Source organism: Isoptericola chiayiensis (assembly GCF_013149805.1).
GTDB classification, from domain to species: domain Bacteria; phylum Actinomycetota; class Actinomycetes; order Actinomycetales; family Cellulomonadaceae; genus Isoptericola; species Isoptericola chiayiensis.
In genome coordinates, this window is the sequence record NZ_JABEZT010000010.1 from 33,563 (window position 1) to 59,605 (window position 26,043).

The 26,043-nt window shown below is 74.6% G+C and carries 28 protein-coding genes; 14 read left to right on the forward strand and 14 right to left on the reverse strand.

Annotated features, from left to right (window positions below; genetic code table 11):
- Positions 1-159 precede the first annotated feature (159 nt).
- The 4 genes from HDG68_RS15240 to HDG68_RS15255 are packed head-to-tail and all read left to right on the forward strand — an operon-like array spanning position 160 to position 2,844.
- Positions 160-858 carry a hypothetical protein gene (locus tag HDG68_RS15240; RefSeq protein ID WP_216648522.1) on the forward strand — a complete coding sequence of 233 codons (699 nt, stop codon included), beginning with the start codon at positions 160-162 and terminating at the stop codon, positions 856-858.
- Positions 855-1,154 (forward strand): transcriptional regulator, encoded by a 300-nt coding sequence (locus tag HDG68_RS15245; RefSeq protein ID WP_172153503.1) that lies wholly within the window; start codon positions 855-857, stop codon positions 1,152-1,154. The genes HDG68_RS15240 and HDG68_RS15245 overlap by 4 nt, the downstream gene beginning before the upstream one ends.
- A complete protein-coding gene (locus tag HDG68_RS15250) occupies positions 1,151-2,047 on the forward strand; it encodes an ABC transporter ATP-binding protein (RefSeq protein ID WP_172153504.1) in 897 nt (298 codons plus the stop codon). The genes HDG68_RS15245 and HDG68_RS15250 overlap by 4 nt, the downstream gene beginning before the upstream one ends.
- Positions 2,044-2,844, forward strand: a complete 801-nt coding sequence (locus tag HDG68_RS15255) for an ABC transporter permease (RefSeq protein WP_172153505.1) — start codon at positions 2,044-2,046, stop codon at positions 2,842-2,844. The genes HDG68_RS15250 and HDG68_RS15255 overlap by 4 nt, the downstream gene beginning before the upstream one ends.
- 105 nt (positions 2,845-2,949) lie before the next feature.
- Here HDG68_RS15255 and HDG68_RS15260 read toward each other — a convergent pair whose 3' ends face one another.
- The 4 genes from HDG68_RS15260 to HDG68_RS17440 all read right to left on the reverse strand — a co-directional run bounded on the left by HDG68_RS15260 (position 2,950) and on the right by HDG68_RS17440 (position 7,006).
- Positions 2,950-5,598 (reverse strand): heavy metal translocating P-type ATPase, encoded by a 2,649-nt coding sequence (locus HDG68_RS15260; protein ID WP_172153506.1) that lies wholly within the window; start codon positions 5,596-5,598, stop codon positions 2,950-2,952.
- Between the two features lie 165 nt (positions 5,599-5,763).
- Positions 5,764-6,084: a heavy-metal-associated domain-containing protein gene (locus tag HDG68_RS15265; RefSeq protein ID WP_172153507.1), complete on the reverse strand. Its 321-nt coding sequence runs from the start codon at positions 6,082-6,084 to the stop codon at positions 5,764-5,766.
- A gap of 23 nt (positions 6,085-6,107) precedes the next feature.
- A complete protein-coding gene (locus HDG68_RS15270) occupies positions 6,108-6,440 on the reverse strand; it encodes a metal-sensitive transcriptional regulator (RefSeq protein WP_172153508.1) in 333 nt (110 codons plus the stop codon).
- 119 nt (positions 6,441-6,559) lie between these two features.
- Positions 6,560-7,006 carry an HU family DNA-binding protein gene (locus HDG68_RS17440; protein ID WP_172153509.1) on the reverse strand — a complete coding sequence of 149 codons (447 nt, stop codon included), beginning with the start codon at positions 7,004-7,006 and terminating at the stop codon, positions 6,560-6,562.
- Positions 7,007-7,214: 208 nt separating this feature from the next.
- Here HDG68_RS17440 and HDG68_RS15280 point away from each other — a divergent pair, with 208 nt between their 5' ends.
- Positions 7,215-8,003, forward strand: a complete 789-nt coding sequence (locus HDG68_RS15280; protein WP_172153510.1) for a hypothetical protein — start codon at positions 7,215-7,217, stop codon at positions 8,001-8,003.
- A gap of 96 nt (positions 8,004-8,099) precedes the next feature.
- Here the strand turns inward: HDG68_RS15280 and hemL are convergent, their stop codons facing one another.
- The 4 genes from hemL to hemC are packed head-to-tail and all read right to left on the reverse strand — an operon-like array spanning position 8,100 to position 12,311.
- Positions 8,100-9,485, reverse strand: a complete 1,386-nt coding sequence (hemL, locus tag HDG68_RS15285; RefSeq protein WP_172153511.1) for a glutamate-1-semialdehyde 2,1-aminomutase — start codon at positions 9,483-9,485, stop codon at positions 8,100-8,102.
- 44 nt (positions 9,486-9,529) lie between these two features.
- Positions 9,530-10,534, reverse strand: a complete 1,005-nt coding sequence (hemB, locus tag HDG68_RS15290) for a porphobilinogen synthase (protein WP_172153512.1) — start codon at positions 10,532-10,534, stop codon at positions 9,530-9,532.
- Positions 10,531-11,283: a uroporphyrinogen-III synthase gene (locus tag HDG68_RS15295; protein ID WP_172153513.1), complete on the reverse strand. Its 753-nt coding sequence runs from the start codon at positions 11,281-11,283 to the stop codon at positions 10,531-10,533. The genes hemB and HDG68_RS15295 overlap by 4 nt, the downstream gene beginning before the upstream one ends.
- Complete coding sequence (gene hemC / locus HDG68_RS15300) at positions 11,280-12,311, reverse strand: hydroxymethylbilane synthase (RefSeq protein WP_343037613.1); 1,032 nt, start codon at positions 12,309-12,311, stop codon at positions 11,280-11,282. Before hemC ends, HDG68_RS15295 begins: the two co-directional genes overlap by 4 nt.
- Before the next feature lie 202 nt (positions 12,312-12,513).
- Here hemC and HDG68_RS15305 point away from each other — a divergent pair, with 202 nt between their 5' ends.
- The 3 genes from HDG68_RS15305 to HDG68_RS15315 all read left to right on the forward strand — a co-directional run bounded on the left by HDG68_RS15305 (position 12,514) and on the right by HDG68_RS15315 (position 14,516).
- The gene (locus HDG68_RS15305; protein WP_172153515.1) at positions 12,514-13,209 is read left to right on the forward strand and encodes a hypothetical protein; all 696 of its coding nucleotides are present in this window, start codon (positions 12,514-12,516) and stop codon (positions 13,207-13,209) included.
- A 147-nt stretch (positions 13,210-13,356) separates the two neighbouring features.
- A complete protein-coding gene (locus tag HDG68_RS15310; protein WP_172153516.1) occupies positions 13,357-13,806 on the forward strand; it encodes a methylglyoxal synthase in 450 nt (149 codons plus the stop codon).
- A complete protein-coding gene (locus HDG68_RS15315; RefSeq protein WP_172153517.1) occupies positions 13,806-14,516 on the forward strand; it encodes a spermidine synthase in 711 nt (236 codons plus the stop codon). The genes HDG68_RS15310 and HDG68_RS15315 overlap by 1 nt, the downstream gene beginning before the upstream one ends.
- 131 nt (positions 14,517-14,647) lie before the next feature.
- On the opposite strand, the gene HDG68_RS15320 is transcribed toward HDG68_RS15315, so the two are convergent.
- Both HDG68_RS15320 and hemE read right to left on the reverse strand, forming a co-directional pair.
- The gene (locus HDG68_RS15320; RefSeq protein WP_172153518.1) at positions 14,648-16,102 is read right to left on the reverse strand and encodes an FAD-dependent oxidoreductase; all 1,455 of its coding nucleotides are present in this window, start codon (positions 16,100-16,102) and stop codon (positions 14,648-14,650) included.
- Entirely contained in the window at positions 16,099-17,247 is a 1,149-nt protein-coding gene (hemE, locus tag HDG68_RS15325; RefSeq protein ID WP_172153519.1) for a uroporphyrinogen decarboxylase, read from the reverse strand. Before hemE ends, HDG68_RS15320 begins: the two co-directional genes overlap by 4 nt.
- Before the next feature lie 50 nt (positions 17,248-17,297).
- On the opposite strand from hemE, the gene HDG68_RS15330 reads away from it, so the two are divergent.
- The 3 genes from HDG68_RS15330 (at position 17,298) to HDG68_RS15340 (ending at position 20,286) form a co-directional block, all read left to right on the forward strand.
- Entirely contained in the window at positions 17,298-18,680 is a 1,383-nt protein-coding gene (locus HDG68_RS15330) for a glutamyl-tRNA reductase (protein ID WP_172153520.1), read from the forward strand.
- A gap of 153 nt (positions 18,681-18,833) precedes the next feature.
- Entirely contained in the window at positions 18,834-19,214 is a 381-nt protein-coding gene (locus HDG68_RS15335) for an SHOCT domain-containing protein (RefSeq protein ID WP_172153521.1), read from the forward strand.
- Between the two features lie 145 nt (positions 19,215-19,359).
- On the forward strand, positions 19,360-20,286 hold the full coding sequence (locus HDG68_RS15340; protein WP_172153522.1) for a Ppx/GppA phosphatase family protein: 927 nt from the start codon (positions 19,360-19,362) through the stop codon (positions 20,284-20,286).
- A 21-nt stretch (positions 20,287-20,307) separates the two neighbouring features.
- Here HDG68_RS15340 and HDG68_RS15345 read toward each other — a convergent pair whose 3' ends face one another.
- Complete coding sequence (locus tag HDG68_RS15345) at positions 20,308-21,582, reverse strand: CoA transferase (RefSeq protein WP_172153523.1); 1,275 nt, start codon at positions 21,580-21,582, stop codon at positions 20,308-20,310.
- A 135-nt stretch (positions 21,583-21,717) separates the two neighbouring features.
- Between HDG68_RS15345 and HDG68_RS15350 the strand changes: the two genes are divergently transcribed.
- From HDG68_RS15350 to HDG68_RS15360, 3 genes are all read left to right on the forward strand, one after another.
- Positions 21,718-22,128 (forward strand): VOC family protein, encoded by a 411-nt coding sequence (locus HDG68_RS15350; protein ID WP_172153524.1) that lies wholly within the window; start codon positions 21,718-21,720, stop codon positions 22,126-22,128.
- A gap of 72 nt (positions 22,129-22,200) precedes the next feature.
- Positions 22,201-23,028 (forward strand): DUF5926 family protein, encoded by an 828-nt coding sequence (locus tag HDG68_RS15355; RefSeq protein WP_172153525.1) that lies wholly within the window; start codon positions 22,201-22,203, stop codon positions 23,026-23,028.
- A gap of 166 nt (positions 23,029-23,194) precedes the next feature.
- A complete protein-coding gene (locus tag HDG68_RS15360; protein ID WP_425483770.1) occupies positions 23,195-24,079 on the forward strand; it encodes a glycosyltransferase family 2 protein in 885 nt (294 codons plus the stop codon).
- A gap of 37 nt (positions 24,080-24,116) precedes the next feature.
- Here HDG68_RS15360 and HDG68_RS15365 read toward each other — a convergent pair whose 3' ends face one another.
- From HDG68_RS15365 to HDG68_RS15375, 3 genes are read right to left on the reverse strand one after another with little or no spacing between them, the layout of a single operon-like run.
- A complete protein-coding gene (locus HDG68_RS15365; protein WP_216648524.1) occupies positions 24,117-24,407 on the reverse strand; it encodes a DUF6510 family protein in 291 nt (96 codons plus the stop codon).
- A complete protein-coding gene (locus HDG68_RS15370) occupies positions 24,407-25,120 on the reverse strand; it encodes an FAD-binding oxidoreductase (RefSeq protein ID WP_172153526.1) in 714 nt (237 codons plus the stop codon). The genes HDG68_RS15365 and HDG68_RS15370 overlap by 1 nt, the downstream gene beginning before the upstream one ends.
- Positions 25,117-25,710 (reverse strand): molybdopterin-dependent oxidoreductase, encoded by a 594-nt coding sequence (locus tag HDG68_RS15375; RefSeq protein ID WP_172153527.1) that lies wholly within the window; start codon positions 25,708-25,710, stop codon positions 25,117-25,119. The genes HDG68_RS15370 and HDG68_RS15375 overlap by 4 nt, the downstream gene beginning before the upstream one ends.
- Positions 25,711-26,043 lie beyond the last annotated feature (333 nt).

The window sequence follows — 26,043 nt, forward strand, 5'->3', positions numbered from 1 at the left end:
TGGCTCCCTGGGTTCGTCGGGCACGCCGTCCTGGCGCTATCAAAGTGATATCACATTTGGTGCCCGCGCCGGGAGGGGGTTGTGGCGGGCGCCGGGCTGTGCCATCCTTCAAACTAGTTTGCATTACAAAGTGGTTTGCTGATCCCGAGGAGTCCGTCCATGAACGCTCACGTCGACCGCACGCCGACCGGCGACGACCCCCGCCTCGATGTCGCGGAGTCCCAGCGCCTCATCGCCGCCTCCCAGGAGCGTGCCCGCCGAGGCCTCGAACCCGACGGTCGCCTGCTCTTCGGGACCTGGGCCGTGGCCTGGGGAGTCGGCTACACGGTCCTGTGGGTGAGTGCCCGCGACACCGGCGCCAGCCCCGGCGGCGTCGCCTTCGCCGTCTTCTTCGCGCTGCTCGCCGCCGCCGTCGCGATCACCATCGTCCACATCGTGCGACGCACCGCCGGCACCCGCGGGCCGAGCGCCCGCGCCGGCGCCCTGTGGGGATGGGGGTGGCCCGTCGGGTTCTCCGTCTACGGGCTGATCCTCGGCGGGATCGCCGACGCCGGCGCCTCCGACGCCGTCATCGGCCTGGTCGCCAACGCGCTGGCCTGCGTGATCGTGGGCCTGATGTACCTCGGCGGCGCCGCCTGCTTCGGCGAGGTCCGGCTCTACGGGCTCGGGGTGTGGATCATCCTCGTGGCCGGTGCCGCGACGTTCGCCGGCATGCCCACCACCTACCTCGTGATGGCGGCGGCCGGCGGCGGGGGATTCCTCGTCATGGCGGTCGTCGAGGTCGCCCTGGCCGCGCGACGGCGCCGCACCGGCACGCCGGCCCCCGCGAGCACCGCCGTCGAGCGGGACGCCGCATGAGCGACCTCGACCCCGTCATCCACGCACCGGCGCGGCTCCGCGTCGTCGCGGCGCTCGCGGCGCTGCCCCCGGACGAGGAGATCACCTTCCCCAAGCTGCAGAAGCTGCTCGAGATGACCGCCGGGAACCTCTCGACCCACGTGCGCCGGCTGGAGGACGCCGGCTACGTGCAGGTCACCAAGACGCACGCCGGCCGCCGGCCGGCCACCTACCTGACGTTGACCACCGCCGGTCGACGAGCGTTCGAGGACTACACCACCACCCTGAACGACCTGCTGAGAGGAGCGGGAGCATGACCGTCATCACCGTCGACGGCGTCACGCGCCGGTTCGGCGACGTCACGGCCCTCGACGACGTCAGCCTCGACGTCGCCCCGGGCGAGCTCGTGGGGATGCTCGGCCCGAACGGCGCCGGCAAGACCACCCTGCTGTCGCTGATCAGCGGGCAGCGCCGGCCTGACGTCGGCACCGTCCGGCTGCTCGGCGGCGACCCGCGCGACGCCGCCACCCGGGTCGGGCTCGGCATCACCCCGCAGGAGACCGGCCTGCCCCCGACGCTGCGCGTCGGCGAGGTCGTCGACTTCGTCGGCGGGCACTTCCCCGACCCGGTACCCACCGCCGAGCTGCTCGAGCAGTTCGGGCTCACCGACAAGACGCGCAAGCAGACCGGGTCGTTGTCCGGCGGGCAGAAGCGACGCCTCGCCGTCGCGCTGTCCCTGGTCGGCCGGCCGCGGGTGGTCCTGCTCGACGAACCCACCACCGGCCTCGACGTCACCGCCCGCCAGGCGCTCTGGGACGCGATCCGGCAGTACCACGCCGGCGGCGGGACGGTGCTGCTGACCAGCCACTACCTGGAGGAGGTGCAGGCGCTGGCCGAACGCGTCGTCGTCATCGACCACGGCGTCGTGCGCGCCGACGACTCCCTGGACGGCATCCTCAGCCGCGTCGGGCTGCGGCGGGTGTCCGTGCGCACGACGACGGACCTCACGTCCTGGTCCGGGGTCTCCCGCGGCGAGCACCGCGGCGACGGCGTCCAGCAGCTCTACACCCCGGACGCGGACGCGCTGGTCCGCGCGCTGGTGACCTCCGGCGTCGAGTTCTCCGACCTGCAGATCCGCGGCGCCAGCCTCGAGGAGGCGTTCGCCGAGATGGTCGCCGACGACAACCCCCTGGAAGGAGCGGGACGATGACCACCGCGCCCGCCGCACCCACGCAGGCACCGCCGTCGGGCACCCTCAACCCGGTGGTGCTGACCTGGCTGCACCTGAAGTTCCAGTTCCTCGAGACGGTGCGGATCCCGATCGCCGTGCTCGGGAACATGCTCTTCCCCTCGCTGGCGATGTTCTTCTTCGTGGTGCCCCAGAGCCAGGTCGCCCAGAACCCCCTCGCGGCCACGATGGCGGTGGCCGGGCTGTCGCTGTTCGCGGTGTGCTCGGCGAGCCTGTTCACCTACGGGCTCGGCGTGGCCGAGGACCGCCAGCTCCCGTTCGACCCGTTCGTGCGCTCGCTGCCGGCCGGGCCGGCGCCCCGCATGATCGCGCGCATCCTCAACGGGGCGATCTTCGCGCTGTTCGGGCTGGTGCCGCTGATCGTCATCGGGTGGCTGTTCACGGCCGCCTCGGTGACGCTGCTGGAGCTGCTCACCGGCATCGGCGTGATCCTGGCGGCGTCGGTGCCGTTCGTGCTGCTGGGCATGGCGGTCGGCTACTCGCTGTCGGCGAAGGCGGCGCTGCCGGTGGTGCAGGTCGTGCTGTTCCCGCTGGCGTTCGCCGGTGGGCTGTTCCTGCCGCCGATGATGTTCCCGTCCTGGCTGGACACCCTGTCGCAGGTGACGCCGACCCGCGCCGGTCGTGACCTGCTGGTGCAGGCGTTGACCGGCGCGGACGCCTACGCCTGGGCGTGGCCGGTGCTGCTCGGCTGGACGGCGGTGTTCACGACGCTGGCCGTGGTGGCCTACCGCCGCGACGAGGGGCGCCGCTTCCGCTGACCCTTCGAGGTTGTGGGCGCACTTCCTGGCCCGAAACGTCACGTCTGTGGCGTTTCACGGGCCAGGAAGTGCGCCCACAACGGTGGGGGGTGGGCCGGATCCGGATCAGGCGGCGCGGCGCAGCCGCAGGGAGTTGCCCACCACGATGACCGACGACGCCGCCATCGCCGCGCCCGCGATCATCGGGTTCAGCAGACCCGCCGCCGCCAGCGGGATCGCGGCGACGTTGTAGGCGAACGCCCAGAACAGGTTCTGCTTGATGATCCGCAGGGTGCGCCGGGACAGCCGCACGGCGGTCGCGGCCGCCCGCAGGTCGCCCCGCACGAGCGTGATGTCGCTCGCCTCGATCGCCACGTCGGTGCCAGTGCCCATCGCCAGCCCCAGGTCGGCGGTGGCCAGCGCCGCGGCGTCGTTCACGCCGTCGCCCACCATCGCCACGGTGCGCCCCTGCGACTGCAGCCCGGAGATCACGGCCGCCTTGTCCTGCGGCAGCACGCGGGCGATCACGCGGTCGATCTCGACCTCCCGCGCCGCGGCGCGCGCCGCGCCCTCGGCGTCCCCGGTGAGCAGCACCGGCTCCAGCCCGAGGTCCCGCAGCTCGCGCACCGCGGTGGCCGACGTCGGCTTCACCGGGTCGCGCAGCACGAGCGCGGCCCGTGCCGTGCCGTCCCAGGCGACGACGACGGCGGTCGCCCCGTCGTCCTCGGCCCGCTCGACGGCGGTACGCACCTCGTCCGGGACCCGCACCCCGGCCTCGTCGAGCCAGCCCGTGCGGCCGACGACGACCCGGCGGCTTCCGAGCCCGTTGATCCCGGCCGCGCCGCGTGCGTCGGCCTCGGTGCTCCCGAGCCCCGAGTGCGCGGCCCGGACCACGGCCTCGACGCCGCCACCCGGCGTCGAGCGGAAGTCGAACACCTGCAGCGCGCCGATCGTGACGCCGTCGGCCCCCGCCCCGGCAGCCTCCGCCCCGGCAGCCTCCGCCCCGGCGCCGGCCGCCCCGGCGCCGGCCGCCCCGTCGGGCCGACGGCTACGATCTGTTGCACTCCCAGCCTCGTACTGCAACGGATCGTAGCCATCGGCAGGCTGGAGGTCGGCGGGCTGGAGGTCGGCGCGGTGGCGGCCGGCGGCCGCGGCGATCGCGCGGGCGACCGGGTGCTCGCTGCGGGCCTCGACGGCGGACGCGTACCGCAGCGCCTCGTCGGCGTCGACGCCCGACGCCGGCACCAACTGCTCCAGCGCCATCGCGCCGGCCGTGACGGTCCCGGTCTTGTCCAGAACCACCGTGTCGACGCGGCGCGTGGACTCCAGGATCTCCGGGCCCTTGATGAGCACGCCGAGCTGGGCGCCCCGGCCGGTGCCGACGAGCAGCGCCGTCGGGGTGGCGAGCCCCAGCGCGCACGGGCAGGCGATGATGAGCACCGCGACGGCCGCGGTGAACGCGAACTGCAGGTCCGCGCCGGCCACGAGCCAGCCGGCCAGCGTCAGGACGGCGAGCACGAGCACGATCGGCACGAACACGGCGGAGATCCGGTCCGCGAGCCGCTGGACGGGCGCCTTGCCGGTCTGGGCCTCGGCGACCAGCCGGCCCATCTGGGCGAGGGTGGTCTCCTCGCCGACCCGGGACGCGCGGACCACGAGGTGCCCGGAGGTGTTGACGGTCGCTCCCGTGACGGTGTCGCCGTGGGAGACGTCCACCGGCACCGGCTCCCCGGTGAGCAGGGACGTGTCGATCGCGGAGGCGCCGTCGACGACCTCGCCGTCGGTGGCGACCTTCTCCCCGGGCCGCACGGTGAACAGGTCGCCGACGCGCAGGGCGGCCACGGCGACCCGCTCGGTGACGGGGCCGTCGGGCCCGCCGACCGGGGTGCCGCCGTCGTCCAAGACCACCCGTTCGGCGTCCTTGGCGCCCATCTGCAGCAGGGATCGCAGGGCGTCGCCGGCGCGTCGCCTGGACCGGTGCTCGGCGTAGCGGCCGGCCAGCAGGAACGTGGTGACCACGGCCGCGACCTCGAAGTACAGCTCCGGCGGTCCGGTGTGCTCGCGCGAGGGCAGCAGCGAGGCGTCCATGGTCATGCCGAGCTCGCCGGCCCCGCCGAGGAGCAGGGCCCACAGCGACCACAGCGTCGCGGCCGCGACCCCGATCGAGACGAGCGTGTCCATGGTCGAGGAGCCGTGCCGGGCCGCGCGGGCGGCAGCCCGGTGGAAGGGCCAGGCGCCCCAGGTGACCACCGGCAGGGCGAGAGCGGCGACCACCCACTGCCAGCCGGGGAACTGCCAGGCGGGAAGCATCGACAGCGCCACCACGGGCACGGTCAGCACGGCGGCGACGCGCAGGCGGCGGCGAAGGTCGTCGCCGCGGTACTCGGTGTGCTCGTGTGCGGGGGTCTCGTGCGCCGACGGCACCCCGTCACCCCGGTCGTCGTGCGGGGCGCGGGACGACGGCGCTCCCGGCGTGCCATCGTCGTCCCCGGCGGGGTGGGGCGCCAGGTCGCGGCGGCCGGTGACGTGGGCGCTGTACCCGGCGCCGGCGACGGCGTCGAGCAGGGCGTCCTCGCTGACGGGGGAGGTCAGGGTGACGCGGGCGGTCTCGAGGGGGAGGTTGACCGTGGCGGTGGCGCCCTCGAGGCGGCCGATCCGCTTCTCGACGCGGGCGACGCAGGAGGCGCAGGTCATGCCGGTGACGGCGAGGTCGACCTCCGCGATCGGGGCCTGCGCGTCGGGGGTCGTGGTGAGCGATTCGGGTGTCTGTGTCATGGGTGACTCCAAGGGTGCGGACATCACCCGCGACAGGTCCGGGGTGGCGGTCGTCGCGGTGGGGCACCCGGTCCCGGTGGGGTGGGGTGCGGCGCGGGCTGCCTGCGTCGCGGTGCGACGGTCCGGCAGGCGGCCCGCGGGATGGCCCGGTGCCCGGGCGTGCGGTCAGTGCTGGCCGTAGGTGCGGGCGGCGGCGTCGTGCGCGTCCTGCTTGCCGGGTGCTTGCTCGGCCTGCTGCGCGGCGAGGGCGTCGGTCTGGACGTCGACGGAGGCGACGGCGTAGTCACCGGCCTCGTCGACGGCGGCACGCAGGGCGTCCTCGGCGACCGGCTCGTCGGAGAACACGGTGACCTCCGACTCCCCGCCCTCGTTCAGGACGGTGCTGACGTGCTCGACGCCGTCCACCGACTCGAGCTCCTCGGTGACGTGGGCGACGCAGTTGGCGCAGGTCATGCCGGTGACGCCCAGGGTGGTGACGGTGCTCATGGTGCTCCTCGTATGTCGGGTGTTCAGCTGCGGACGAGGCGACCGATGGCGGCGGTCGCCTCCTTGACCTTGGCGGCGCCGGCCTCGTCGGACTCGCGGGCGGCGTCGACGACGCAGTGGCCCAGGTGGTCCTCGACGAGGGCGAGGCTGACCGACTGCAGCGCCTTGGTGACCGCGGAGACCTGGGTGAGGACGTCGATGCAGTACACGTCCTCGTCGATCATGCGGGCGATGCCGCGCACCTGCCCCTCGATGCGGCGCATCCGCTTGAGGTAGGCGGCCTTGTCCGAGGCGTAGCCGTGCGGGCCGTCGTGCTCGCCGGCGGCTGCGTGCTCGGGTGCTGCGGTGTCGGTCATGGCTTCAGCATACCCCCAAGGGGTATGGCGTCAACAGGTGTGCGTCGTGCCCGGGACGCGGCGAGCCCCGGACCCGTGGTGGGTCCGGGGCTCGCTGCGAGCGCTTTGCGGGCCGGGCGTCACTTCTTCTTGGACTTCTTGCCCTTCTTGGACTTCTTCTTCGAGTCCTTCTTGGAGTCCTTCTTCTTGCCGGACTTCTCGTCCTTCGCCTTCGAGGCCGACTTCGCGGCAGCCTTCGACGTCGACCGCGTGGCCGGCGAGGGGGACGCGGCGGCCGGGGTGGCGTTGCCCGACTCGGACACCCGCGTCCGGAAGCCGGTGCCGGCACGGAAGCGCGGCACGACGGCGGCGGGGACCTCCACCGAGGCGCCGGTCTGCGGGTTGCGCGCGGTGCGGGCGGGTCGCTCGGCGCCCGTGAACGTGCCGAATCCGACCAGGGAGACGCGGTCGCCGTCGGCGACGCTCTCGACGATGGAGCTCAGGACGGCGTCGACGTGGCGGCGCGCCTCGGTCGGGGTGCTCCCGGTGCGGGCCGCGACGTCGGCCGCGAGCTGGGTCTTGTTCATGGTCGGTTGCCTCTCCGTGTGCGATGTCACGTTCAGTTCATCCGAGAAGTCCCCAACGTACTGAAGCGACACGCCGCGGACCAGGGCGACCGGGATCATGGAGCCAGCGGGTGAAAACCGGTTGCCGGGGTCACCAGGGCCTCTCGCGCCGCTACTCTGAGCCGCCGCACGTGCGCTGTGCCGAGCGGTTCGACGAAGGAGAAGCACGATGAAGCGCACGATCCTGGCGTCCCTGGTGGGCGCCGTCCTGGCCGTCGGGGGCATCGCAGCCCCGGCCGCGGCGGGGAGCGGCTCGACGACCGACTCCGACGGTGACGGGCGGTCCGTCCGTATGACGGTGACGACGCCGACGTACGTCACGATCAACCGGGACGGGTTCACCAAGGTGCCGGTGACCGCGAAGCTCAGCTTCTCCGGTCCGGGGGAGTTCACGGGGTGGTGGGCCGACGGCGGCACCGCCGTGGCCGAGTCGATCAACGGAGCCTGGTCGTGGGCCTGGGCGGACTTCTCGAGCAAGGTCGCCACGACGAAGAAGACGACGATCAGGTTCCGCAAGTTCGACCACCTGGAGCCGCAGCGGCTGGCGGTCGGGGCCGAGCTCACGCCGGTGTACGGCGAGTCGTGGCTGTACCCGTTCGACGACCACCTGACCACCGTCCACCTGCGCAACGAGCGCCGGATCGTGGGGGCCGACGCCTACCGCGCGAAGGTTTCGCGCGCCGTGGTCCGGGTCCGCGGCACGCTGCAGGAGGACGTGTGGCGCTCCGCGACGTCGGACGACGGCGTGTGGAAGGGCCGCAAGGGTGTGCGCGTCGCCGTGCAGTTCGACCCGCGTGGCGCGGGGAGCTGGCGCACGGTCAAGCACGTGACCACCGGGCAGGGTGGCGAGATCGCCACCTCGTTCAAGCGGTCGAAGGCGGGATCGGTGCGTCTGGTCGTGGAGGGCACGAAGCGGGCCACGCCGGCCTCGGCCCGGGACGGCGTCGGCGCGCGGTGAGCGGTACGGGCCGGGCGGCGTGAGGACGCCGCTCGGCCCGTCGTCCCACCGGACGCCCGCTGGACAGGACGACGCCGGTCCGGCGCCGCGACGACGTCAGTCCGGCGTCGCCTCCGCGGCCGCCCGCGCGGCGGCGGGCAGCGCCTCGAGGATCCGTCCGACGGCGTCCTCGTCGTGGGCTGCGGAGCAGAACCAGGCCTCGAACAGCGACGGCGGGAGGTTGACGCCGGCGTCGAGCATGGCGTGGAAGAACGGCTTGTGGCGGTACACGTCCTGCGCCTGCGCGTCGGCGTAGGAGCGCACGCCGTCGCGGGCGGCGGCCTCGCCGAAGAACACGGAGAACAGCGACCCGACGCGCTGCACCCGGTGCGGCACGCCGGCGGTCTCGAGCGCGGACCCGAGCGCGTCCGACACCGTCGTGGCGACCGCGGCGACGTGGTCGTAGACCATCTCGTCGGCCAGGCGCAGCGTCGCCAGCCCGGCGGCCACGGCCACCGGGTTCCCCGACAGGGTGCCCGCCTGGTAGACGGGGCCGGACGGCGCCAGGTGGTCCATCACGGAGGCGGCACCGCCGAGGGCGGCGACGGGCATCCCGCCGCCGATCACCTTGCCGAACGTGAACAGGTCCGGCGTCCAGCGGGCGTCGGCCGCGCGGCCGGTGTTCTCCAGGCCCCAGTACCCGGCCTCCGAGACGCGGAACCCGGTGAGCACCTCGTCGAGGATCAGCAGCGCCCCGTGCTGCGACGTCAGCCGCCGCAGCCCCGCGTTGAAGCCGTCCGACGGCGGCACGACGCCCATGTTGGCGGGTGCGGCCTCGGTGATCACGGCCGCGATCCGGTCGCCGTGCTCCGCGAACGCCGCCTCCACGGCGGCCAGGTCGTTGTAGGGCAGCACGAGCGTCTCGGCGGCGGAGGCCTCGGTGACGCCGGCGGAGCCGGGCATCGACAGGGTCGCGACGCCGGACCCGGCCTCGGCGAGCAGCCCGTCGACGTGCCCGTGGTAGCAGCCGGCGAACTTCACGACCAGCGGCCGACCGGTGACGCCGCGGGCGAGCCGCACGGCCGTCATCGTCGCCTCGGTGCCCGTGGACACGAGCCGCACGTGCTCGGCGGCCGGGACGCGCCGTCGGACCTCCTCGGCGAGCTCGACCTCGCCCACCGTCGGCGCCCCGAAGGACAGACCCCGTGCGGCCGCCTCCTGCACGGCCGCCACCACCTCGGGGTGGGCGTGGCCGAGCAGCGCCGGACCCCACGACCCGACCAGGTCCACGTACTCTCGCCCGGCCACGTCGGTGACGTACGGGCCGCGGGCGGAGGTGAGGAACCGGGGGTCGCCGCCGACGGACCCGTAGGCGCGCACCGGCGAGTTCACGCCGCCGGGGATGGCGTCCTGGGCGCGCAGGAACGCGGTGTGGTTGTCGGCCGGGGGCGTCGCCCCGACCAGCGCGGTCTCGACCTGGCCGAAGCCTGCGGTGTCCGTCATGGTGGTCCTTCCGTGGGGTGCGGCAGCGAGCGGGCGCGGAACGGTCAGCCGAGCCAGTCGGCGATCTCGAGCGCCCAGTAGGTCAGGATCAGGTCGGCGCCGGCGCGCTTGATCGCCAGCACGGACTCGAGGACGGCGCCGCGGCGGTCGATCCAGCCGTTCGCGGCCGCGGCCTCGATCATCGCGTACTCGCCGGAGACCTGGTAGGCGGCGACCGGCACGTCGGAGCGGTCGGCGACGTCGCGCAGCACGTCCAGCGAGGTGCCGGCCGGCTTGACCATGACGACGTCGGCGCCCTCGGCCAGGTCCAGGTCGGCCTCGCGCAGTCCCTCGCGGGAGTTCGCGGCGTCCATCTGGTAGGTGCGTCGGTCGCCGGAAAGCGCCGAGTCGACGGCCTCGCGGAACGGGCCGTAGAACGCCGAGGCGTACTTGGCGCTGTAGGCCAGGATCGACACGTCGGTGAACCCGGCGCCGTCGAGGGCTTCGCGGATCACGGCGACCTGACCGTCCATCATCCCGGACGGCGCCACCACCTCGGCTCCTGCGCGGGCCTGGACGACGGCCATGGCGGCGTAGCGCTCGAGCGTGGCGTCGTTGTCCACGGTGCCGTCGGCGGCGAGGACGCCGCAGTGCCCGTGGTCGGTGAACTCGTCGAGGCAGGTGTCGGCCATGACGACGGGTCCGGGCCGTCCGGTCTCGCGCTCGACGGCGGCGACGGCCTCGCGCGCGGTGCGCAGCCCGCGCTGCAGGATCCCGTCGGGGTCCGTCCCGGCCGAGCCCTCGGCGTCGCGCACCGCGGGGATGCCGAACAGCATGACGCCCCCGACGCCGGCCCGTCCGGCCGCCGTCACGGCATCGGCGAGGGTGGCCTCGGTGTGCTGCACCTGGCCGGGCATCGACGAGATCGGCACGGGCTCGTCGATGCCTTCCTTGACGAACAGCGGCACCACGAGGTCGGCGGCGTGCAGGCGGGTCTCGGCGACGAGGCGGCGCATGCGGGGCGTCGTGCGCAGCCGGCGCGGCCGGTGGACGGGACCGGTGAGGCTCATGGGTTGTGCTCCAGGGCGGTGGTGACGGCGGCGGCCAGGCCGTCGTCGGTCGGGGTGGTGGCGACGGTGGCGACGGTCAGTCCGGCCTCGCGGGCGGCCTGCGCGGACGGCCGTCCGATGGCGACGACGGGTGCCGCGGTGCCGAGCTGGTCGGCGATCTCACGGGCCACGGAACCGGAGGTGACGACCACCAGATCGTAGCGCCGGGCGACGACGTCGGCGGGCAGCGCGGAGCGGACCGTGCGGTAGGCGGTGACGACGTCGGGTCGCCGGCCGAGCCCCGCGAGCCCGTCGCGCAGGGTCGGGCGGGCGAGGTCGCCGAGCGGGAGCAGCACCCTCTCGCCGTCAGGCCCGGGCAGGCGGCCGAACGCGGCGACCAGCCCGGCCGCGGAGGCGTCGTCGGGCACCAGCTCGGGCTCGACGCCCACGGCGTGCAGGGCGCGGACGGTCGCCGGTCCGACGGCGGCCCACCGGGTGGGGACGTCGGCGAGGGGCGGCGAGGCGCCGGCGCCGGGTGTCCCGACCAGTGCGTCCACGGCGTTGACGCTCGTGATCACGGTCCAGGCGTACTCCCCGGCGCGGAGCCGCGCGACGGCGTCGGCCAGCGCGTCCTGGTCGGTGGCCGGTGCCCGCTCGATGACGGGCGCGACCGTCACCCGGGCGCCGGCGTCGCGCAGCAGCGCGGCCAGACCCGCGGCACGCTCAGGTGCGCGAGGCAGCAGGACGGACGTGCCGGCGAGCGCCGTCACGGACCCTCCGGGTCGTCCGTCCCCGTGGGGACGCGGTCGGCCCCGGCGGTCGTGGGGGCCGGGGCGGCCGTGAGCTCGGCCAGCCGCGCGGCGCCGTCGGCGAGCAGCCGTTCGGCGACGCGCACGCCGAGGTCGTACGCGGCCGGGTCGGCGTCGTCGTCGGCCACGTGGGAGGCGATCTCGACGCGGGCGGTGTGCGAGAGCTGTTCGGTGCCGTCCACGCGGGAGACGACGGCGGCGAGCGCCAGCGCACCGTCCTCGAGGCGGGCGTAGGCGCCGATCGGGGCGGAGCAGCCGGCCTCGAGGCGGGCGAGGACGGCGCGTTCGGCGGTGACGGCCAGGCGGGTGGGCCGGTGGTCGAGGGCGGCGAACGCGCGGGCGAGCTCCGCGTCGGCGGTCAGGTCGGCGGTCCGCGCCTCGACGGCGAGGGCGCCCTGGCCGGGGGCGGGTGCGACGACGAGGGGGTCGAGCAGCTCGGAGACGACGTCGGTCCGCTCGAGCCGCGCCAGGCCCGCGAAGGCGAGGACGACGGCGTCGAGGTCGGCCTCGTCGCCGAGCGCCCGGGCGAGGCGGGTGCCGACGTTGCCGCGGATGTCGACGACGTCGAGGTCGGGGCGGGCGGCGCGCAGCTGGGCGGCACGGCGCGGCGACCCGGTGCCGACGCGACCGCCGCGGGGCAGGGTGTCGAGGGTGCGGCCGTCGCGGGCGCACAGCGCGTCGCGGGGGTCCTCGCGCTCGGGGGAGACGATGCGCAGCTCGTCGGGCTGCGCGGTGGGCAGGTCCTTGAGGGAGTGCACGGCGATGTCGCAGCGATCGTCGAGCAGCGCCTCGCGCAGCGCGGCGACGAACACTCCGGCGCCGCCGAGGGAGGCGAGCGGGGTGGTGCGGTCGGCGTCGCCCTGGGAGGTGATGTGCACAAGCTCGACGGGCCGGTCCAGCAGCTCCTCGAGGCGCCGCGCGACGGTCCCGGACTGGGTGGTGGCCAGCGCGCTGGCACGCGTACCGAGGCGCAGGGGTGGGGTGCTCACCCGGCCAGTCTCTCGCAGACCGGTGGGGGCGGGACAACCCGGGTGCCGCCGTCGGACGGACGTCACAGCGAACGGGACGTGAACGCGCCGTGAGAGCACTCTCATCGGCGCCTCACGGGCACCTCATCACGGCTTCCTAGCGTGAGCGTCATCAGCCGCACCGCGCACCAGGCGCCCGCGGCAAGAGTCCTCGGGAGCAACCGTGCTCAAGAACCGCATCCTCGGAACCCTCACCGCGCTGGCCCTGGCGGTGGCGAGCGTCGGCGTGGGCGCGAACGCCGCGCACGCGGACGACGACGACCGCGTGACCTGCTCGGGCTACGGCACCAAGAACGCCCAGTACCGCCTCACGCTCGCCGAGCGCGACGACGACCGCATGCGCACCCGTCTGGCGATCGACACGAAAGTCAAGAACAAGAAGTGGACCGTGAAGGTCTACCGCGACGGCACGAAGGTCCACCAGGCCTCGAAGCGCACTGGCAAGAAGGGCGACGTGACCTTCGCCAAGACCGTGCGCGGCGACGACGACCACCGCTACCGCGTCGTCGCCACCACCAAGGGGCAGAAGATCGTCCGCACGATCGCGCTGGACGACGACCTCGAGTGCCGCAGCGGCAAGGGGTCGAAGGGCAGCCGGTACGGCTACTCCGTGACCGAGCGGGACGACGACCGCGCCACCGCCCAGCTGCGCGTCAACGGCCCGAAGAAGAACGCCCGGTGGAACGTGTCCTACTACCGGGACGGCAAGAAGGTCGCCTCGGCCACCAAGCGGGCGAACAGGTACGGCAACGTCACCGTCACCAAGACGTTCCGCGCCGACGACGACCACCGGATCAAGGTCGTCGCGAAGTCCGGGTACGGCGAGCGGATCACCCGCACGATCGACCTCGACGACTGATCACCGCCGACGACGCCCGCCCGGTCCCGCGACGGACCGGGCGGGCGCCGTCGTGCCCGCGTCCCGCCGTCGTCCAGGTGGCCCCCAGCAGCCGGTGGCACGATGAGAGCATCCGGTCGCGCCCGACGACCGGGTGAGGGGAGCCCCATGGACGCCGTCCGGCACAGCATCGCCCTGGTGGCGCACGACAACAAGAAGGTCGAGCTGCTGCGCTGGGCCGAGTTCAACCGCGGCACGCTGTCCGGGCACCACCTGTGGGCCACCGGCACCACCGGCACCATGCTCGAGTTCGAGCTGGGCCTGCCGGTCCACCGGCTCCTGTCGGGGCCGGTCGGCGGGGACCAGCAGATCGGCGCCAAGATCGCCGAGGGCGCCATCGACATGCTGATCTTCTTCTGGGACCCGCTGGAGGCGCAGCCCCACGACCCCGACGTCAAGGCGCTGCTGCGGCTCGCCGCCGTGTGGAACGTGCCGATGGCCTGCAACGTCGCCACGGCCGACATGATGATCTCCTCGCCCATGCTGCACGAGGACTACGCGCACAACCGGCCCGTGATCGACCAGCGCGGCTGGGTCGGCGGGGAGCCGGTCGAGTGATGGCCCTGCGCTTCGAGGAACTGGACTTCCAGCCGACCCCCATGGGCGAGATCAGCCTCCGCCGCCGGCACGACCCCGCCGCACGCCAGGACGTCTACGAGGTCCGGCTCGGCGACGAGTACCTCATGTCGAGCCTCTTCACGGTGGCGGAGCGGGCGCTCGCCACCCTCGCCCTCGACCTCCTCGACGCCCCCGCCGACGCGGCCTTGCGGGTGCTGGTCGGCGGCCTGGGCCTCGGCTACACCGCGCACGCGGCGCTCGCGGACCCGCGGGTCGCCGACCTGACGGTGGTCGAGTACTCCGGTCCCGTCCTGGACTGGCACCGGCGCGAGCTGCTGCCCGAGACGGCAGGGCTCGCCACCGACCCGCGCTGCCGGCTCGTGCAGGACGACTTCTTCGTCCGCATGGGTGCGGCGCCGCGGGAACGCTACGACGCGATCCTGCTCGACATCGACCACACGCCGCAGCACGTGCTGCACCCGAGCCACGCCGACTTCTACACCGCGGCGGGGTTGCGCGCGGCGGCCGCGCACCTGGAGCCGGGCGGCGCGTTCGCGCTGTGGTCCGACGACCCGCCGGGCCAGGGGTTCGAGGCGACGCTCGGACAGGTGTTCACCGAGCAGCGGGCGCACGTGGTGCCGTTCGACAACCCGGTCACCGGCGGGACCTCCACCAACACGGTCTACCTGGCCCGCGGCGTCGTCCGATAGACGCCGATCCCCGCCGCCGGAGACGCCGGCCACCGCCGCGCGGTCGTACCTTCCGTGCCGCGGTCGTACCCGGCGCGTACGACCGCGAGACGGAAGGTACGACCGCGCGGGGGGACGGGGAGGGGCGCCGCCTACAGCCCCTCGACCGCCGCCTGGGCGTGCCCCACGATCGCGGCCAGCCCCGTGCCGGCCACCCAGCCGCCCGTCGTCGCCAGGCCCGGGGTGCGCCCGACGGCGGCGCTCAGCGCGGCGACGTCGGCCCGGTAGGCGGGCGTCGGGGGAGGCAGGGCACCGTCCCACCGCTGGACCAGGTGGTCCACGACCCGGTCGGTCAGCGGCACCCCCAGCAGCCCGGAGGCGTCCCGGGCCGCCTCGTCCGCGTCCGGGGCCACGGTGGGCTCCCCGAGCCGCCCGTAGCTCAGCCGCACCACGTGGAAACCCTCGCCGGCCGCCGCGCGCACCCGGTCGGCCAGCCACGGCCACTTCGCCGTCGCGTGCGTCAGCGCCTTGGCCCGCACCTGGGACGAGTCGGACGCGGGAGCCACCAGCATCCCCGACCCGCGCGGCGCCGCGTCGAGCTCCGGAGCCTCCAGCAGCAGCGTCACCAGGTGCACGTCCGCGCCGGCCTCCGGGCGCGGGACGACGCCGGTCCACGGCTCCAGCAGCGGCGCCACCGCCGGGGTGGTCACCACCAGCCGGGGAGCCACCGTGGTGTGCACCGACCCGCGACCGCCCCGCACCCCCGCCGACGTGGCCCGCGTGCGCACGACCCAGTCGCCGTCGTCGGACCGCTCGATCTCGACCACCTCGTGCCCGAGCCGCAACGCCGTGTGGATGGGGCCCGTGGCGTCCGTGGTGGGCGAGTCCGTCCAGTCCTCGGCGCTCGCGGCGATCTCGCCGGCGAGGGCCTCGACGAGGGTGTGGATACCGCCGTCGATGCCGCGCACCGCGGACCCGGCCGGGACCGCGGCGCGCAGGGCGCCGACGGCCCGCGTCAGCGAACCCTCCACGGCGAACCGGTCCAGCAGCCCGGGGGCGACGGTGGAGACGGCGAGCCGCTCCAGCGGGGCGGAGTGCACGCCCGCGGCGACCGGGGCGACGAGCCGGTCGGTGACGCGGGCGCCGAGGCGGGCGCGCACCAGGGAGCCGAGGTCCTCGGCCCGGGCGCCCACCTGGCGGGGCAGGACCCGGTCCAGCGCCGCCCGGGCGACCCCGGGCCAGCCGATCGCCCGGCGCACGTCCGGTGCCCAGGGCACGGCCGGGATGCCCAGCACCCCGGCGGCCGGCAGCGGGAAGGCACGCCCGGCCGCGTACCCCCAGGCGGGCAGGCCGGCGGGTGCGACGACGTCGAGGCCCAGCTCGTCCGCGAGCTCGGTCACGGCGCCGCCCCGCGCGGCGAACGACTCGGCGCCCAGGTCGAGCGGCACGCGCGGCAGCGACTCGAACGACCCGCCCCGGACCGGCCCGCCCAGCCGGGTGGAGGCCTCCAGCACGACGGTCTGCAGGCCGCGGTCGATGAGCGTGCGGGCCGCGACGAGCCCGCCGATCCCGCCCCCGACGACGACGGCGTCGACGCGCTGGCTCACAGCGCGTGCACGAGCTCGACGACGCGGGTGAGCACGTCCGGGTCCGTGGACGGCGGCACGCCGTGGCCGAGGTTGACGACGTGGGCGGGGGCGGCGCGGCCGCGGTCGACGACGTCGCGCACGTGGGCCTCCAGCGCTTCTCGCGGGGCGCCGAGCAGCGCGGGATCGAGGTTGCCCTGCACCGGGACGTCGCCCCCGAGCAGGGCTGCGGCCTCGTCCAGGGGCGTGCGGTAGTCGATGCCGACGGTGCGGTGCGTCAGGCCGGCGTCCGTGAGGACGTCGCGCAGCGCCTCGAGCAGGTGGCCGGTGCCGGTGCCGAAGTGGATGCCGGGCACGCCGAGCGGGCCGTCGGTGCCGGCGTCGGGCACCCGCAGGTCCGCCACGTGCCGCAGCGCGCGGGTGGACGACGGCGCCACGTGCGTCGTGTAGTCGGCCAGCGACAGCGAGCCGGCCCAGGAGTCGAAGAGCTGGACAGCGCTGGCGCCGGCGAGCACCTGGGTGCGCAGGAACCGTCCGGTCAGGTCCGCGGTCCACTCGGTCAGGCGCCGCCACGACTCGGGGTCGGCGTGCATGAGGGTGCGCGCGGCGAGGTGGTCGCGCGACGGCCGGCCCTCGACGAGGTAGGCGGCGAGCGTGAAGGGCGCCCCGCCGAACCCGATCAGCGGCGTCCCGTCCGTCTCCTCGGCCAGGCCGGCGACGGTCCGGGCGACGGCCTCGGCGATCGGTGCGAGCGCCGCGTCGTCCACGTCCCGCGAGACCATCTCGTCGACGTCGGCCGCCGTGCGGTAGGGGCGGTCCATGACCGGGCCGACGCCGGAGACGATCTCCACGCCGACGCCGGCCAGCTTCAGGGGGACGACGATGTCGCTGAAGAAGATCGCCGCGTCGACGCCGTGGCGGCGCACGGGCTGCAGCGTGATCTCCGCGGCGAGCTCGGGACGCAGGCAGGACTCGAGCATCCCGACACCCTGTCGCACCTCGCGGTACTCGGGCAGGCTGCGGCCCGCCTGCCGCATGAACCAGACCGGGGTGCGGTCGGGCCGGTCGCCGCGCAGGGCGCTGACCAGCGGGGACGTCGTCGTACGCCCGTCGACCAGGGGGTGGGAGCCGGGAAGGTTGCTGACGTTCGCCGTGGGGGATGTCACGGTCCACGATTCTGCCCCGAGGGGGCCAGGATCATAAAGTGGGGGGCACTGTGGTTCTGATCTCCCTCACCGCATCCCACCGCGAGCTGGACCTCGACGCGCTGGAGCGCCTGTCGACCGGCTCGGAGTCCGTGGGCCGTACCGTCGTGGGCTCCTGCCGCCCCGTGCAGGGCGCCGTCGTCATCTCCACCTGCAACCGGTTCGAGCTGTACCTCGACGTCGACGCACCGCTCGACGGCGACGTGGTGCGGCACGCCACCCGGCACGTCGCGGCCCTCGTCGCCGAGGCGTCCGGGGTGAGCACCGAGACCGCCGCCGCCTCGTTCGCGGTGCGCACCGGGTCGGACGTCGCCGCGCACCTGTTCGCCGTCGCGTCCGGCCTCGACTCGATGGTCGTGGGCGAGCGGGAGATCGCCGGCCAGGTCAAGCGCTCGCTGGTCGTGGCGCGGGACCAGGACACCACCTCCAAGACGCTCGAGCTGCTCTTCCAGACCGCCTCGCGCACGTCCAAGCAGGTCGGGCACCACACCGCGCTCGGGGGGACCGGCCGTTCGCTCGTCGCGCTCGGCCTCGACCTCGCCGGGGCGGTGCTGCGCCCCTACCCCGCGGCCCGGGCCGTCATCGTCGGCACCGGCGCCTACGCCGGGGCGTCCGTGGCGGCGCTGCGCGCCCGCGGGTGCGCCGACGTGCGGGTGTACTCCCGCTCCGGCCGCGCCGCGGAGTTCGCCGCCTCCCACGACGTCGTCGCGGTGGGCGCGGACACCGAGTCGCTCGTGTCCGCCCTGGCTGAGGCCGACCTGGTGGTCTCCTGCTCGGGGGCACGCGGTCGCGGCGGTGCGGCTCCGGCACCGGGCGCCGAGGCGTCGCTGGAGTACGTGCTCGACGTCGCGGCCGTGGCCCGCGCCCGGGAGCGGGCCGCGGACCGCGCGGGCGACGAGCCGGAGTCGGACGCGCTGGTGATCCTCGACCTGGCCTTGCACCGCGACGTCGACCCGCAGGTCGCCGACGTCGAGGGCGTGCTGCTCTACGACCTGTCCACCCTCAAGGCGAACGCCCCGGCCACCGAGCACGCCGTCGTCGAGCACGCCCGCCGGATCGTCGCCGACGCCGCCACGCGGTTCGAGGAGACCCGGCTCGGCCGTGCCGCGGACGCCGCCGTCGTCGCGCTGTTCGACGACGCCGAGCGGACGGTCGCCGCGGAGGCCGCCGACGCCACGGCCCGGCTCGCCGCCGAGCTCGCGCCGCTGGGCGCCGAACCCTCCGAGGACGACCTGGAGAAGATCGCCCGGGACGCGCGACGGCGCGCGCACAGCGCCCTGCACCACCGCATCGTCGAGGTGCGTGCCGCGGCGCTGGCCGAGGCGCGCGCGGCCGAGGCCGCCGTCGTCGCCGGCGCCGAACGGAGCCTGCGGGTGACCGAACCGGTCGACTGAGACCGAGGACACGAGAAACCACCCGCCCGGTCTGTCCGGTTGGTTCTCCTTTGTCGCGCCAGAACGGGCGCGCGTGTGTAGCCTGCCGTCGGGAGGCCGAGATCTCCGGTCTCCTCACAGTCTTCACTCTTCGCGCGGAAGGACCACACGACGATGGACAGCTTCTGGGACTACATCTGGTTCCTGCTCTGGATCTTCCTGTTCATGGCCTACCTCATCGTCCTGTTCCAGATCCTCACGGACCTGTTCCGGGACCACCAGCTCTCCGGCTGGTGGAAGGCGCTGTGGGTCGTCTTCCTGATCTTCATCCCGCTGGTCACCGCCCTGATCTACCTGATCGCCCGCGGGCGCGGGATGGCGGAGCGCAACCTCGCAGCGGCGAAGGACGCCAAGACCGCCACGGACGACTACATCAAGTCGGTGGCCACGCCGCACTCGCCGGCCGACCAGATCGCCTCGGCCAAGAAGCTGCTCGACGAGGGCACCATCTCCGCCGAGGAGTTCGAGTCGCTGAAGGCCAAGGCGCTGTCCTGACCTGAGCAACACCCTGCTGGACGCGCGACGGGTCTCGTCCGCGGTCGTCACCCCCGAAGTGGAGCGCCCCCAGGGCGCGTGAACGCGACCGCGGACGAGACCCGTCGCGCGTCCGGCAGCGGCCGACGCACAGAAAGGCTCCAGCATGCGACTCGGCGTGATCGACATCGGCTCCAACACCGTCCACCTGCTCGTCATGGAGGCCCGTCCGGGTGCCCGCCCGGTGCCCCAGGCGAGCCAGAAGACGACGGTGCGGCTCATGCAGTACCTGGAACCGGACGGCGGCATCTCGAAGGCCGGGGTCAAGGCGCTGCGCCGCGCGGTGGAGGCTGCGGCGGCCGTGGGCCGGGAGCACCGGATCGAGAGCGTCATGGCGCTGGCGACGTCGGCGCTGCGCGACGCGCGCAACGGGCGCGAGCTGATCGCGGACCTGTCGGGGCGCATCGGCGCCCCGATCGAGGTGCTCGCCGGGCCGGAGGAGGCGCGGCTGACGTTCCTGGCGGCGCGTCGCTGGTACGGCTGGGGCGCCGGGCGGTTGCTGCTGCTGGACATCGGCGGCGGGTCGCTGGAGATCGCGACGGGGGTGGACGAGTCGCCGGACGTGGCGCTGTCGGTGCCGCTGGGGGCGGGTCGGATGACGCGGGAGTACCTCTTCGAGGACGACCCGCCGAAGCCGGGCGACGTGGAGCGCCTGCGCAAGCACGCCCGCAAGGTGCTCAAGGACGCGGTGGGTCCGGTGCGCAAGGCCCCGACGCCGGATCATGCGGTGGCGACGTCGAAGACGTTCCGGTCGTTGGCCCGGCTGGCGGGGATGCCGCGGCAGGTGCTGGGCACGGGGGACCGGTGGCGGATGCGTCAGGAGCACCTGGCGGACTGGCAGCCGCGGCTGGCGAAGCTGTCGTCGGCGGACCGCACGGTGCTGCCGGGCATCGGGCCCGGGCGGGCGCTGCAGGTCGTGGCGGGGGCCGTCGTCGCCGAGGAGGCGATGCGGGCCCTCGGGGTCGACGAGGTGGAGATCTGTCCGTGGGCCCTGCGCGAGGGCGCGATCCTGCAGCGTCTCGACCGCCTCTGACGGGCCACCACCCGGCGGGTCTCAGGGCCACCGCGCCGGGTCGCCGCCCCAGGGGCGGGCCGGGAACGGGTAGTCGTCCACCGGCAGCGCCGGGCGCGCCGTCGTGACGTCCCCGTGCGTGACGGTGGCCGACGACGGCGGCACCGCGGCGGGCGGGTGGCCCGGCTCGCGGCCGGCGGCGTCGAGCAGCCAGGTGGCCGTGCGCGCCAGGGACACGGTGACGTCCCGCCCGGTGCCGTCGTCGGACCGTGCCGTCAGGGCGTCCACCACCCCGGCGGCCAGCAGGTACCCGGTCGCGTGGTCGAGGGCCTGCGCGGGCAGCGCGCCGGGGGTGGCGCCGTCGGCGGACTCGATCAGGGCGATCCCGCAGGCCGCCTGCACGATCGAGTCGAACCCGCGACGCCCAGCCCACGGACCGGCGTCGCCCCAGGCCGAGACCCGCGCGCGCACCACGTCGCCCGGCACCCGCAGGCCCAGTGACTCGATCGCGCCCGGCCGGTAGCCGATGACCAGGACGTCGGCGGAGTCCAGCAGCTCCTGGGCGAGGGCGAGGCCGGCGCGGTCGCGCAGGTCGAGCACGGTGCTGCGCTTGCCCTGCCCGGTGTCGAGGTGCTGCTCGGCGATCTCCGCCGGGTGCGGCGGGTCGACGCGCAGCACATCGGCCCCCAGCAGCGCGAGGGTACGGGTCCCGACGGGCCCGGCGATGACCCGGGTCAGGTCCAGCACCCGCATGCCGGCCGGCACCCGCCCACCGCCCCGCAGGCGCCGACGGCTCTGATCTGTTGCACTCCGGCGGCCGTACTGCAACGTTTCGTAGCCGTCGGCGCGGGTGGAGGTGGCGACGAGCGGTCCGACGGCGGCCGCCCGGCCGGGTGCGGAGCGGCGCCACTCGCCCTCGGTGCGGACCCGGACCGCGACCGCCCCCGCGGCCGCGGCGTCGTCCTCCACCCGCTGGGCGCTCGCCGTCGCGAGCCGGGCGGCGAGCTGCTCCCGGTCGGCGTCGCCGGGCAGCCCCAGCACCTCGAGCAGCCGCGCGCGGTGGTGCGGATAGTTGGCGTGGGTGCGCACCCAGCCGTCCGCGGCGGGGAAGAACCCGGAGTGGGCAGCGAACCCGGCCCAGGGCTCCCCGCCGACCCGCAGCAGGCGGTCGGAGCCGAACGCCGCGGCCACCCGGGCCGGGTCGAGCGGGGCGTCCACGAGCGGGCCGGTCGTGCCCGCCCGGCGGGCGGCGTCGCGCACCGCGCTCAGGGCGCGGTCGGCGAGAGCCGGCACGGGCAGGGTCGCGGCGAGCCACATGATCCGACGGTAGCGCCGACGGCGGATTTCACCCCGCCCTTCCGGCCCGGTGGGGGCATGCTGGAAGAGGCGCCGTCCTCACCGCACGGACCGGCTCACGGCCCCCGGGCGACGTCCGGCACGAAGGAGTGCGTCATGGTCGATGTCCAGCGAGGGTTCGCGAGCTTCTCCGTCGACGACATCGACGCGGCGCAGCGGTTCTACTCCGAGGTGCTCGGGCTGCCGGTCACGGCCGAACGCGGGACGTTGATCCTGCACCTGCCCGGTGGGACGGTGATCTTCGTCTACCCCAAGGGCGAGGACCACGCCCCGGCCTCGTTCACGGTCTTCCACCTGGCCGTCGACGACGTGGACGCCGTGGTCGAGGAGCTGGCCGCCCACGGGGTGGAGCCGGTCCGCTACGAGGCGTTCGAGCACGACGACAGCGGGGTCGTGCGCGGGTTCATGGAGGGCGGTGACGGTGTCTGGTTCGCCGATCCGGCCGGGAACGTCATCGGGTTCATGGACGGCGAGGGGGCACGGTTGTTCGCCGAGGCGGTCGGCTGAGCCGGTGCCCCCGGGGCGGCCTGCTAACGGCCGGCGTGCGGCCCGCCCCGTGATGGTCGTTAGGATCGGGGCATGGCCAAGACCTCCGGTGAGTTCGTGCTGCGTCCGTTCGAGGGTCTGCCCGGTGAGGCGGACTGGGTGTCGATGCGGGAGATCGTGCCGTCGGCGACCGCGCCGGCGCGCACCACCGCCGAGCACGGCGCCCGGGAGGTGACGGTCGCGACGGTGCTGCCCGGTGGATGGGCGGCGCTGCACCGCGAGGACGGCACCGTGCTGCTCGCCGTGCAGGGCATCCTCAACTCGGACGACCTCAGCCGCGACCTGGCGGCCGCCCTCCTGATGGCGCTGGACGCCGAGCCGGGGACCGGCGTCGGCCCCGAGCAGCTCGAGGTCGCCGCGGACGGACCGCGCCTGCAGGACGTGCTGGACACCTCCGTCCCGTTCGAGGTGACCGTCCACGACGGGTACGACTACTGGATCGACTCGTCCGCCGAGGTCACCGAGGACATCCGCGCGGGCCTGGACGAGGCCGCCGGCCAGTCGGTGCCCACCGTGAAGGTCGACGGCGTCGAGGCCGCCTACTGGTGCCGGATGAGCCGCGAGTTCGTGCGGTGGGCCCGCACCGAGGACGAGGACCGCGTCGTGGACGCGATCGCCCGCCTGCACGCGAAGCGCGACTCCGGGCTGGCCGGCGGCAAGTTCCTGGGCATGTTCAGGGCCTGCGGGCTGGTGGTCCCCGTGTGGGAGCTGCCGCGCGGCACCGAGGCGGACGAGCTGGCCGATCCGATGCAGGACCTGTCCGAGCGGTTCGAGGCGGCGCTCGCCGTCGACGAGCCGCTGGACGCCACGCAGCGCCGCGCGCGGGCCGGGATTGTCTCCCGCCAGGTCACGCTGCGCTGACCTGCACCGAATTTTCACCCGCTGACCCTCGGCTCGCCGCGGGACGCTGCGCCCGGTTCCCCTACCGTGGGAGTAGGATTCCGAGGGAAGTTCTTTGCACTTCCGACTCCGCAGGTCGCGGGGTCACCATCGACCAGGTCGATCAGGCCGCACGAGGCAGGGAGCTGTGAACGCCGACCCAGGTGGCACCCGCACGGGTGACGACGTCGCACGAGAGGGCACGACGGCGGGCCCGGCGCCCGCACGCCGCCCCGGCGGGATGCCGGTGGCGAAGACCCCGCGCCCGCCGACCGCGTCCGACGGACGCAACCGGCAGCGCGTCGCCGTGGTCGTCCCCGCCAAGGACGAGCAGGAGCGGATCGCGGCGACGGTGCGCTCGGCGCGCGCGATCCCGCACGTCGACCTCGTCCTGGTCGTCGACGACGGGTCCGACGACGACACCCAGCACGTCGCGCGGGACGCTGGCGCCGTCGTCGTGCGCCACTCCCACAACCGCGGCAAGGCGGCGGCGATGGAGACCGGTGCCGCCGTCGTCGCGATGCGCGACGCCGACGGCCGTGCCCCGCGGCTGCTCCTGTTCATCGACGGTGACCTCGGTGATACGGCGGTCAACACCGCACCACTGGTGCGTCCGGTCCGCGAAGGTGTCGCCGACGTGGCGATCGCGCTGCTCCCCAAGCAGAAGGGCGCGGGTGGCCGTGGCATCGTCGTCGGCGCCGCCCGCCGCTCGATCCACCGGCTCACCGGGTGGAGCCCCACGCAGCCGCTGTCCGGCATGCGCTGCCTGACCCGCGAGGCGTTCGACGCCGCGACGCCGCTGGCCCGCGGTTGGGGTGTCGAGACGGGAATGACCATCGACCTGCTGCGCGCCGGCTATGTGGCCGTCGAGGTGCCGTGCGACCTGCGGCACCGGCCCTCGTCGAACGACCTCGCCGGTCAGCTGCACCGGGCGGGTCAGTACCGCGACGTCATGGCCGCCGTGGGCGCCCGCCAGGTGCGCCGCGTGGCCGACAAGGTCGGGCGGATCGGCAGGTCGGGCATCCGGCGCTGAACGGCCTCGTCCTCCGTCGAAGGGGTTGCCGCAGCGGTCAGTCCCCGACGGCGCCCGTCCTCGTGCTCCCGGCCGGGCCCTGCCACCACGCCAGCCCGGGCATGCCGACCCGGGTCCCGGCCGGGTGCTCGACGACGACGAGCAGCACCGCCGTGCACGCCCGGCAGCGGGCCACCGCGCCCATCGGGTGCCGGTAGACGACGCACGCAGCCAGGACGGACACGTCGCCGCAGTGCGCGCAACGGCCGGTGACCAGGGTGACGTCGGTGGCGAAGAGCCCGGCCAGCGGGCCGGCCAGGCTGTTGCCGTCGAGGGGTGCGGGATCCATCAGACGCCTCCGAAACGTTCGGTGCGGATGCGTGCGGCGTCGTGGCCGGCGTCGACCAGCAGCGCGGCCGCGGCCTCGACGAACCCGGTGGGGCCGCACACGTACACGCGGGCACCGACGTCCGGGGCGAAGGCGTGCGCCGTGACGTCGTCGAGCGTCAGGCGTCCTGGCGGTCTTGTCGACGCCGGCGGCGCCTCCCGGCTGTACAGCCACGTCGTGGTCAGACCCTCGGTGCTGTCGAGCTCCTTCGCGAAGAACGCGTCCGCGGGCGTGCGCACGGCGGCCAGCAGCCGGAACGGGGCGTCCGACGTCGGAGCCGCCGCCCGGGCGCGGGCCATCGCCGCCAGCGGCACGATGCCGGACCCGCCCGCGACGAGCTGCACCGCACCGCCGTCGTGCGGGCGCCACACGAAGTAGCCGCCGAGCGGTCCGCGCACCTCCATCCGGTCCCCGGGCCGTGCCTCGTGCACCAGGTAGGGCGAGACCTCGCCGCCGCGCACCTCGTCCACGGCGAGCTCGACCACCTCGTCCCGCCCGACGCGCGCCAGCGAGTACGACCGCACCGCCTGGTAGCCGTCGGGCGCCGTCAGCCGCACGTCCACGTGCTGCCCCGCCAGGGCTCCGGCGAACCCCGGCACCGCGAGCGTCAGCACGCGGGCGCTCGCGGCGAGGGGCTCGGTGCGGACCACCTGGGCCGCGTGCCAGGAGCTCACCCGTACCGCTGCTCGGACCACGGGTCGCCGTACAGGTGGTAGCCGTTCTGCTCCCAGAACCCCGGCTCGTCGTCGAGGTGCAGCGTCAGGGCGCGCAGCCACTTGGCGGACTTCCACAGGTACAGGTGCGGGACGAGCAGCCGCACCGGGCCGCCGTGCAGCGGCTCGAGCGGCTCGCCCTCGTACTCGGTGACGACCCAGGCTCGCCCGTCGAGCAGGTCGTCCAGCGGCAGGTTCGTGGTGTATCCGCCGAACGAGTGGGCGACCACGTACTCGGCCGCGGTCTCCACGTCGGCGAAGAACGCGTCCACGGGCACGCCCCGCCAGTGCGTGTCCTGCTTGGACCACCGGGTGACGCAATGGATGTCGACCGTGACGTCCTCGGCCGGCAGGGCCTGCAGCGCCGCCCAGTCCCAGCGGTGCTCGGCGCCCTCCTCGGTGCGGATCGTCAGCTGCCAGGTCGAGGTGTCGACGTTCGGCGTCGGCCCGATCGACAGGACGGGGAAGTCGTCGGTCAGGTACTGACCGGGCGGCACGGGACGCTCGCTGTCGGGCCGGCGTCCGCCGAAGCCTCTGGTGAAGACAGCCATGGTCTGCTCCTCGGTGACGGTCCTCGCGGCACGACGTCGCGGGGTCAGGGGGTGACGATCGCGAAGTCCGGGTCGGGGGCGTCGATGTCGCCAGGATGGCAGCGGAGGTTCTCCCACGCGCGGCGAGAAGGTGCGGGCGGGGCCGTGGTCTGCACGGTGTAGCCCGGATCGTCTGCAAAGTGTAGTTTCCGAGTCCTGCAGACTCCCTGTTGCGGTTCGCCGCCAAGGTCGACAGCAGCCGCACCGGACCGTTGGCGGTGCTGGCCGTCATCACGGGCAGCGGCTACGCGTACCGGAGGCCTGACGGTGTGGCCGTCGTCCCCCTGGGAGCTC

What these genes read in the sequence shown, in the direction of transcription:
- HDG68_RS15240 (WP_216648522.1), top strand. Translation starts at nt 160, where the DNA reads ATGAACGCTCACGTCGACCGCACGCCGACCGGCGACGACCCCCGCCTC.
- HDG68_RS15245 (WP_172153503.1), top strand. Translation starts at nt 855, where the DNA reads ATGAGCGACCTCGACCCCGTCATCCACGCACCGGCGCGGCTCCGCGTC.
- HDG68_RS15250 (WP_172153504.1), top strand. Translation starts at nt 1,151, where the DNA reads ATGACCGTCATCACCGTCGACGGCGTCACGCGCCGGTTCGGCGACGTC.
- HDG68_RS15255 (WP_172153505.1), top strand. Translation starts at nt 2,044, where the DNA reads ATGACCACCGCGCCCGCCGCACCCACGCAGGCACCGCCGTCGGGCACC.
- HDG68_RS15260 (WP_172153506.1), bottom strand. Translation starts at nt 5,598, where the DNA reads ATGACACAGACACCCGAATCGCTCACCACGACCCCCGACGCGCAGGCC.
- HDG68_RS15265 (WP_172153507.1), bottom strand. Translation starts at nt 6,084, where the DNA reads ATGAGCACCGTCACCACCCTGGGCGTCACCGGCATGACCTGCGCCAAC.
- HDG68_RS15270 (WP_172153508.1), bottom strand. Translation starts at nt 6,440, where the DNA reads ATGACCGACACCGCAGCACCCGAGCACGCAGCCGCCGGCGAGCACGAC.
- HDG68_RS17440 (WP_172153509.1), bottom strand. Translation starts at nt 7,006, where the DNA reads ATGAACAAGACCCAGCTCGCGGCCGACGTCGCGGCCCGCACCGGGAGC.
- HDG68_RS15280 (WP_172153510.1), top strand. Translation starts at nt 7,215, where the DNA reads ATGAAGCGCACGATCCTGGCGTCCCTGGTGGGCGCCGTCCTGGCCGTC.
- hemL (WP_172153511.1), bottom strand. Translation starts at nt 9,485, where the DNA reads ATGACGGACACCGCAGGCTTCGGCCAGGTCGAGACCGCGCTGGTCGGG.
- hemB (WP_172153512.1), bottom strand. Translation starts at nt 10,534, where the DNA reads ATGAGCCTCACCGGTCCCGTCCACCGGCCGCGCCGGCTGCGCACGACG.
- HDG68_RS15310 (WP_172153516.1), top strand. Translation starts at nt 13,357, where the DNA reads ATGGACGCCGTCCGGCACAGCATCGCCCTGGTGGCGCACGACAACAAG.
- HDG68_RS15315 (WP_172153517.1), top strand. Translation starts at nt 13,806, where the DNA reads ATGGCCCTGCGCTTCGAGGAACTGGACTTCCAGCCGACCCCCATGGGC.
- HDG68_RS15335 (WP_172153521.1), top strand. Translation starts at nt 18,834, where the DNA reads ATGGACAGCTTCTGGGACTACATCTGGTTCCTGCTCTGGATCTTCCTG.
- HDG68_RS15340 (WP_172153522.1), top strand. Translation starts at nt 19,360, where the DNA reads ATGCGACTCGGCGTGATCGACATCGGCTCCAACACCGTCCACCTGCTC.
- HDG68_RS15345 (WP_172153523.1), bottom strand. Translation starts at nt 21,582, where the DNA reads ATGTGGCTCGCCGCGACCCTGCCCGTGCCGGCTCTCGCCGACCGCGCC.
- HDG68_RS15350 (WP_172153524.1), top strand. Translation starts at nt 21,718, where the DNA reads ATGGTCGATGTCCAGCGAGGGTTCGCGAGCTTCTCCGTCGACGACATC.
- HDG68_RS15355 (WP_172153525.1), top strand. Translation starts at nt 22,201, where the DNA reads ATGGCCAAGACCTCCGGTGAGTTCGTGCTGCGTCCGTTCGAGGGTCTG.
- HDG68_RS15365 (WP_216648524.1), bottom strand. Translation starts at nt 24,407, where the DNA reads ATGGATCCCGCACCCCTCGACGGCAACAGCCTGGCCGGCCCGCTGGCC.
- HDG68_RS15375 (WP_172153527.1), bottom strand. Translation starts at nt 25,710, where the DNA reads ATGGCTGTCTTCACCAGAGGCTTCGGCGGACGCCGGCCCGACAGCGAG.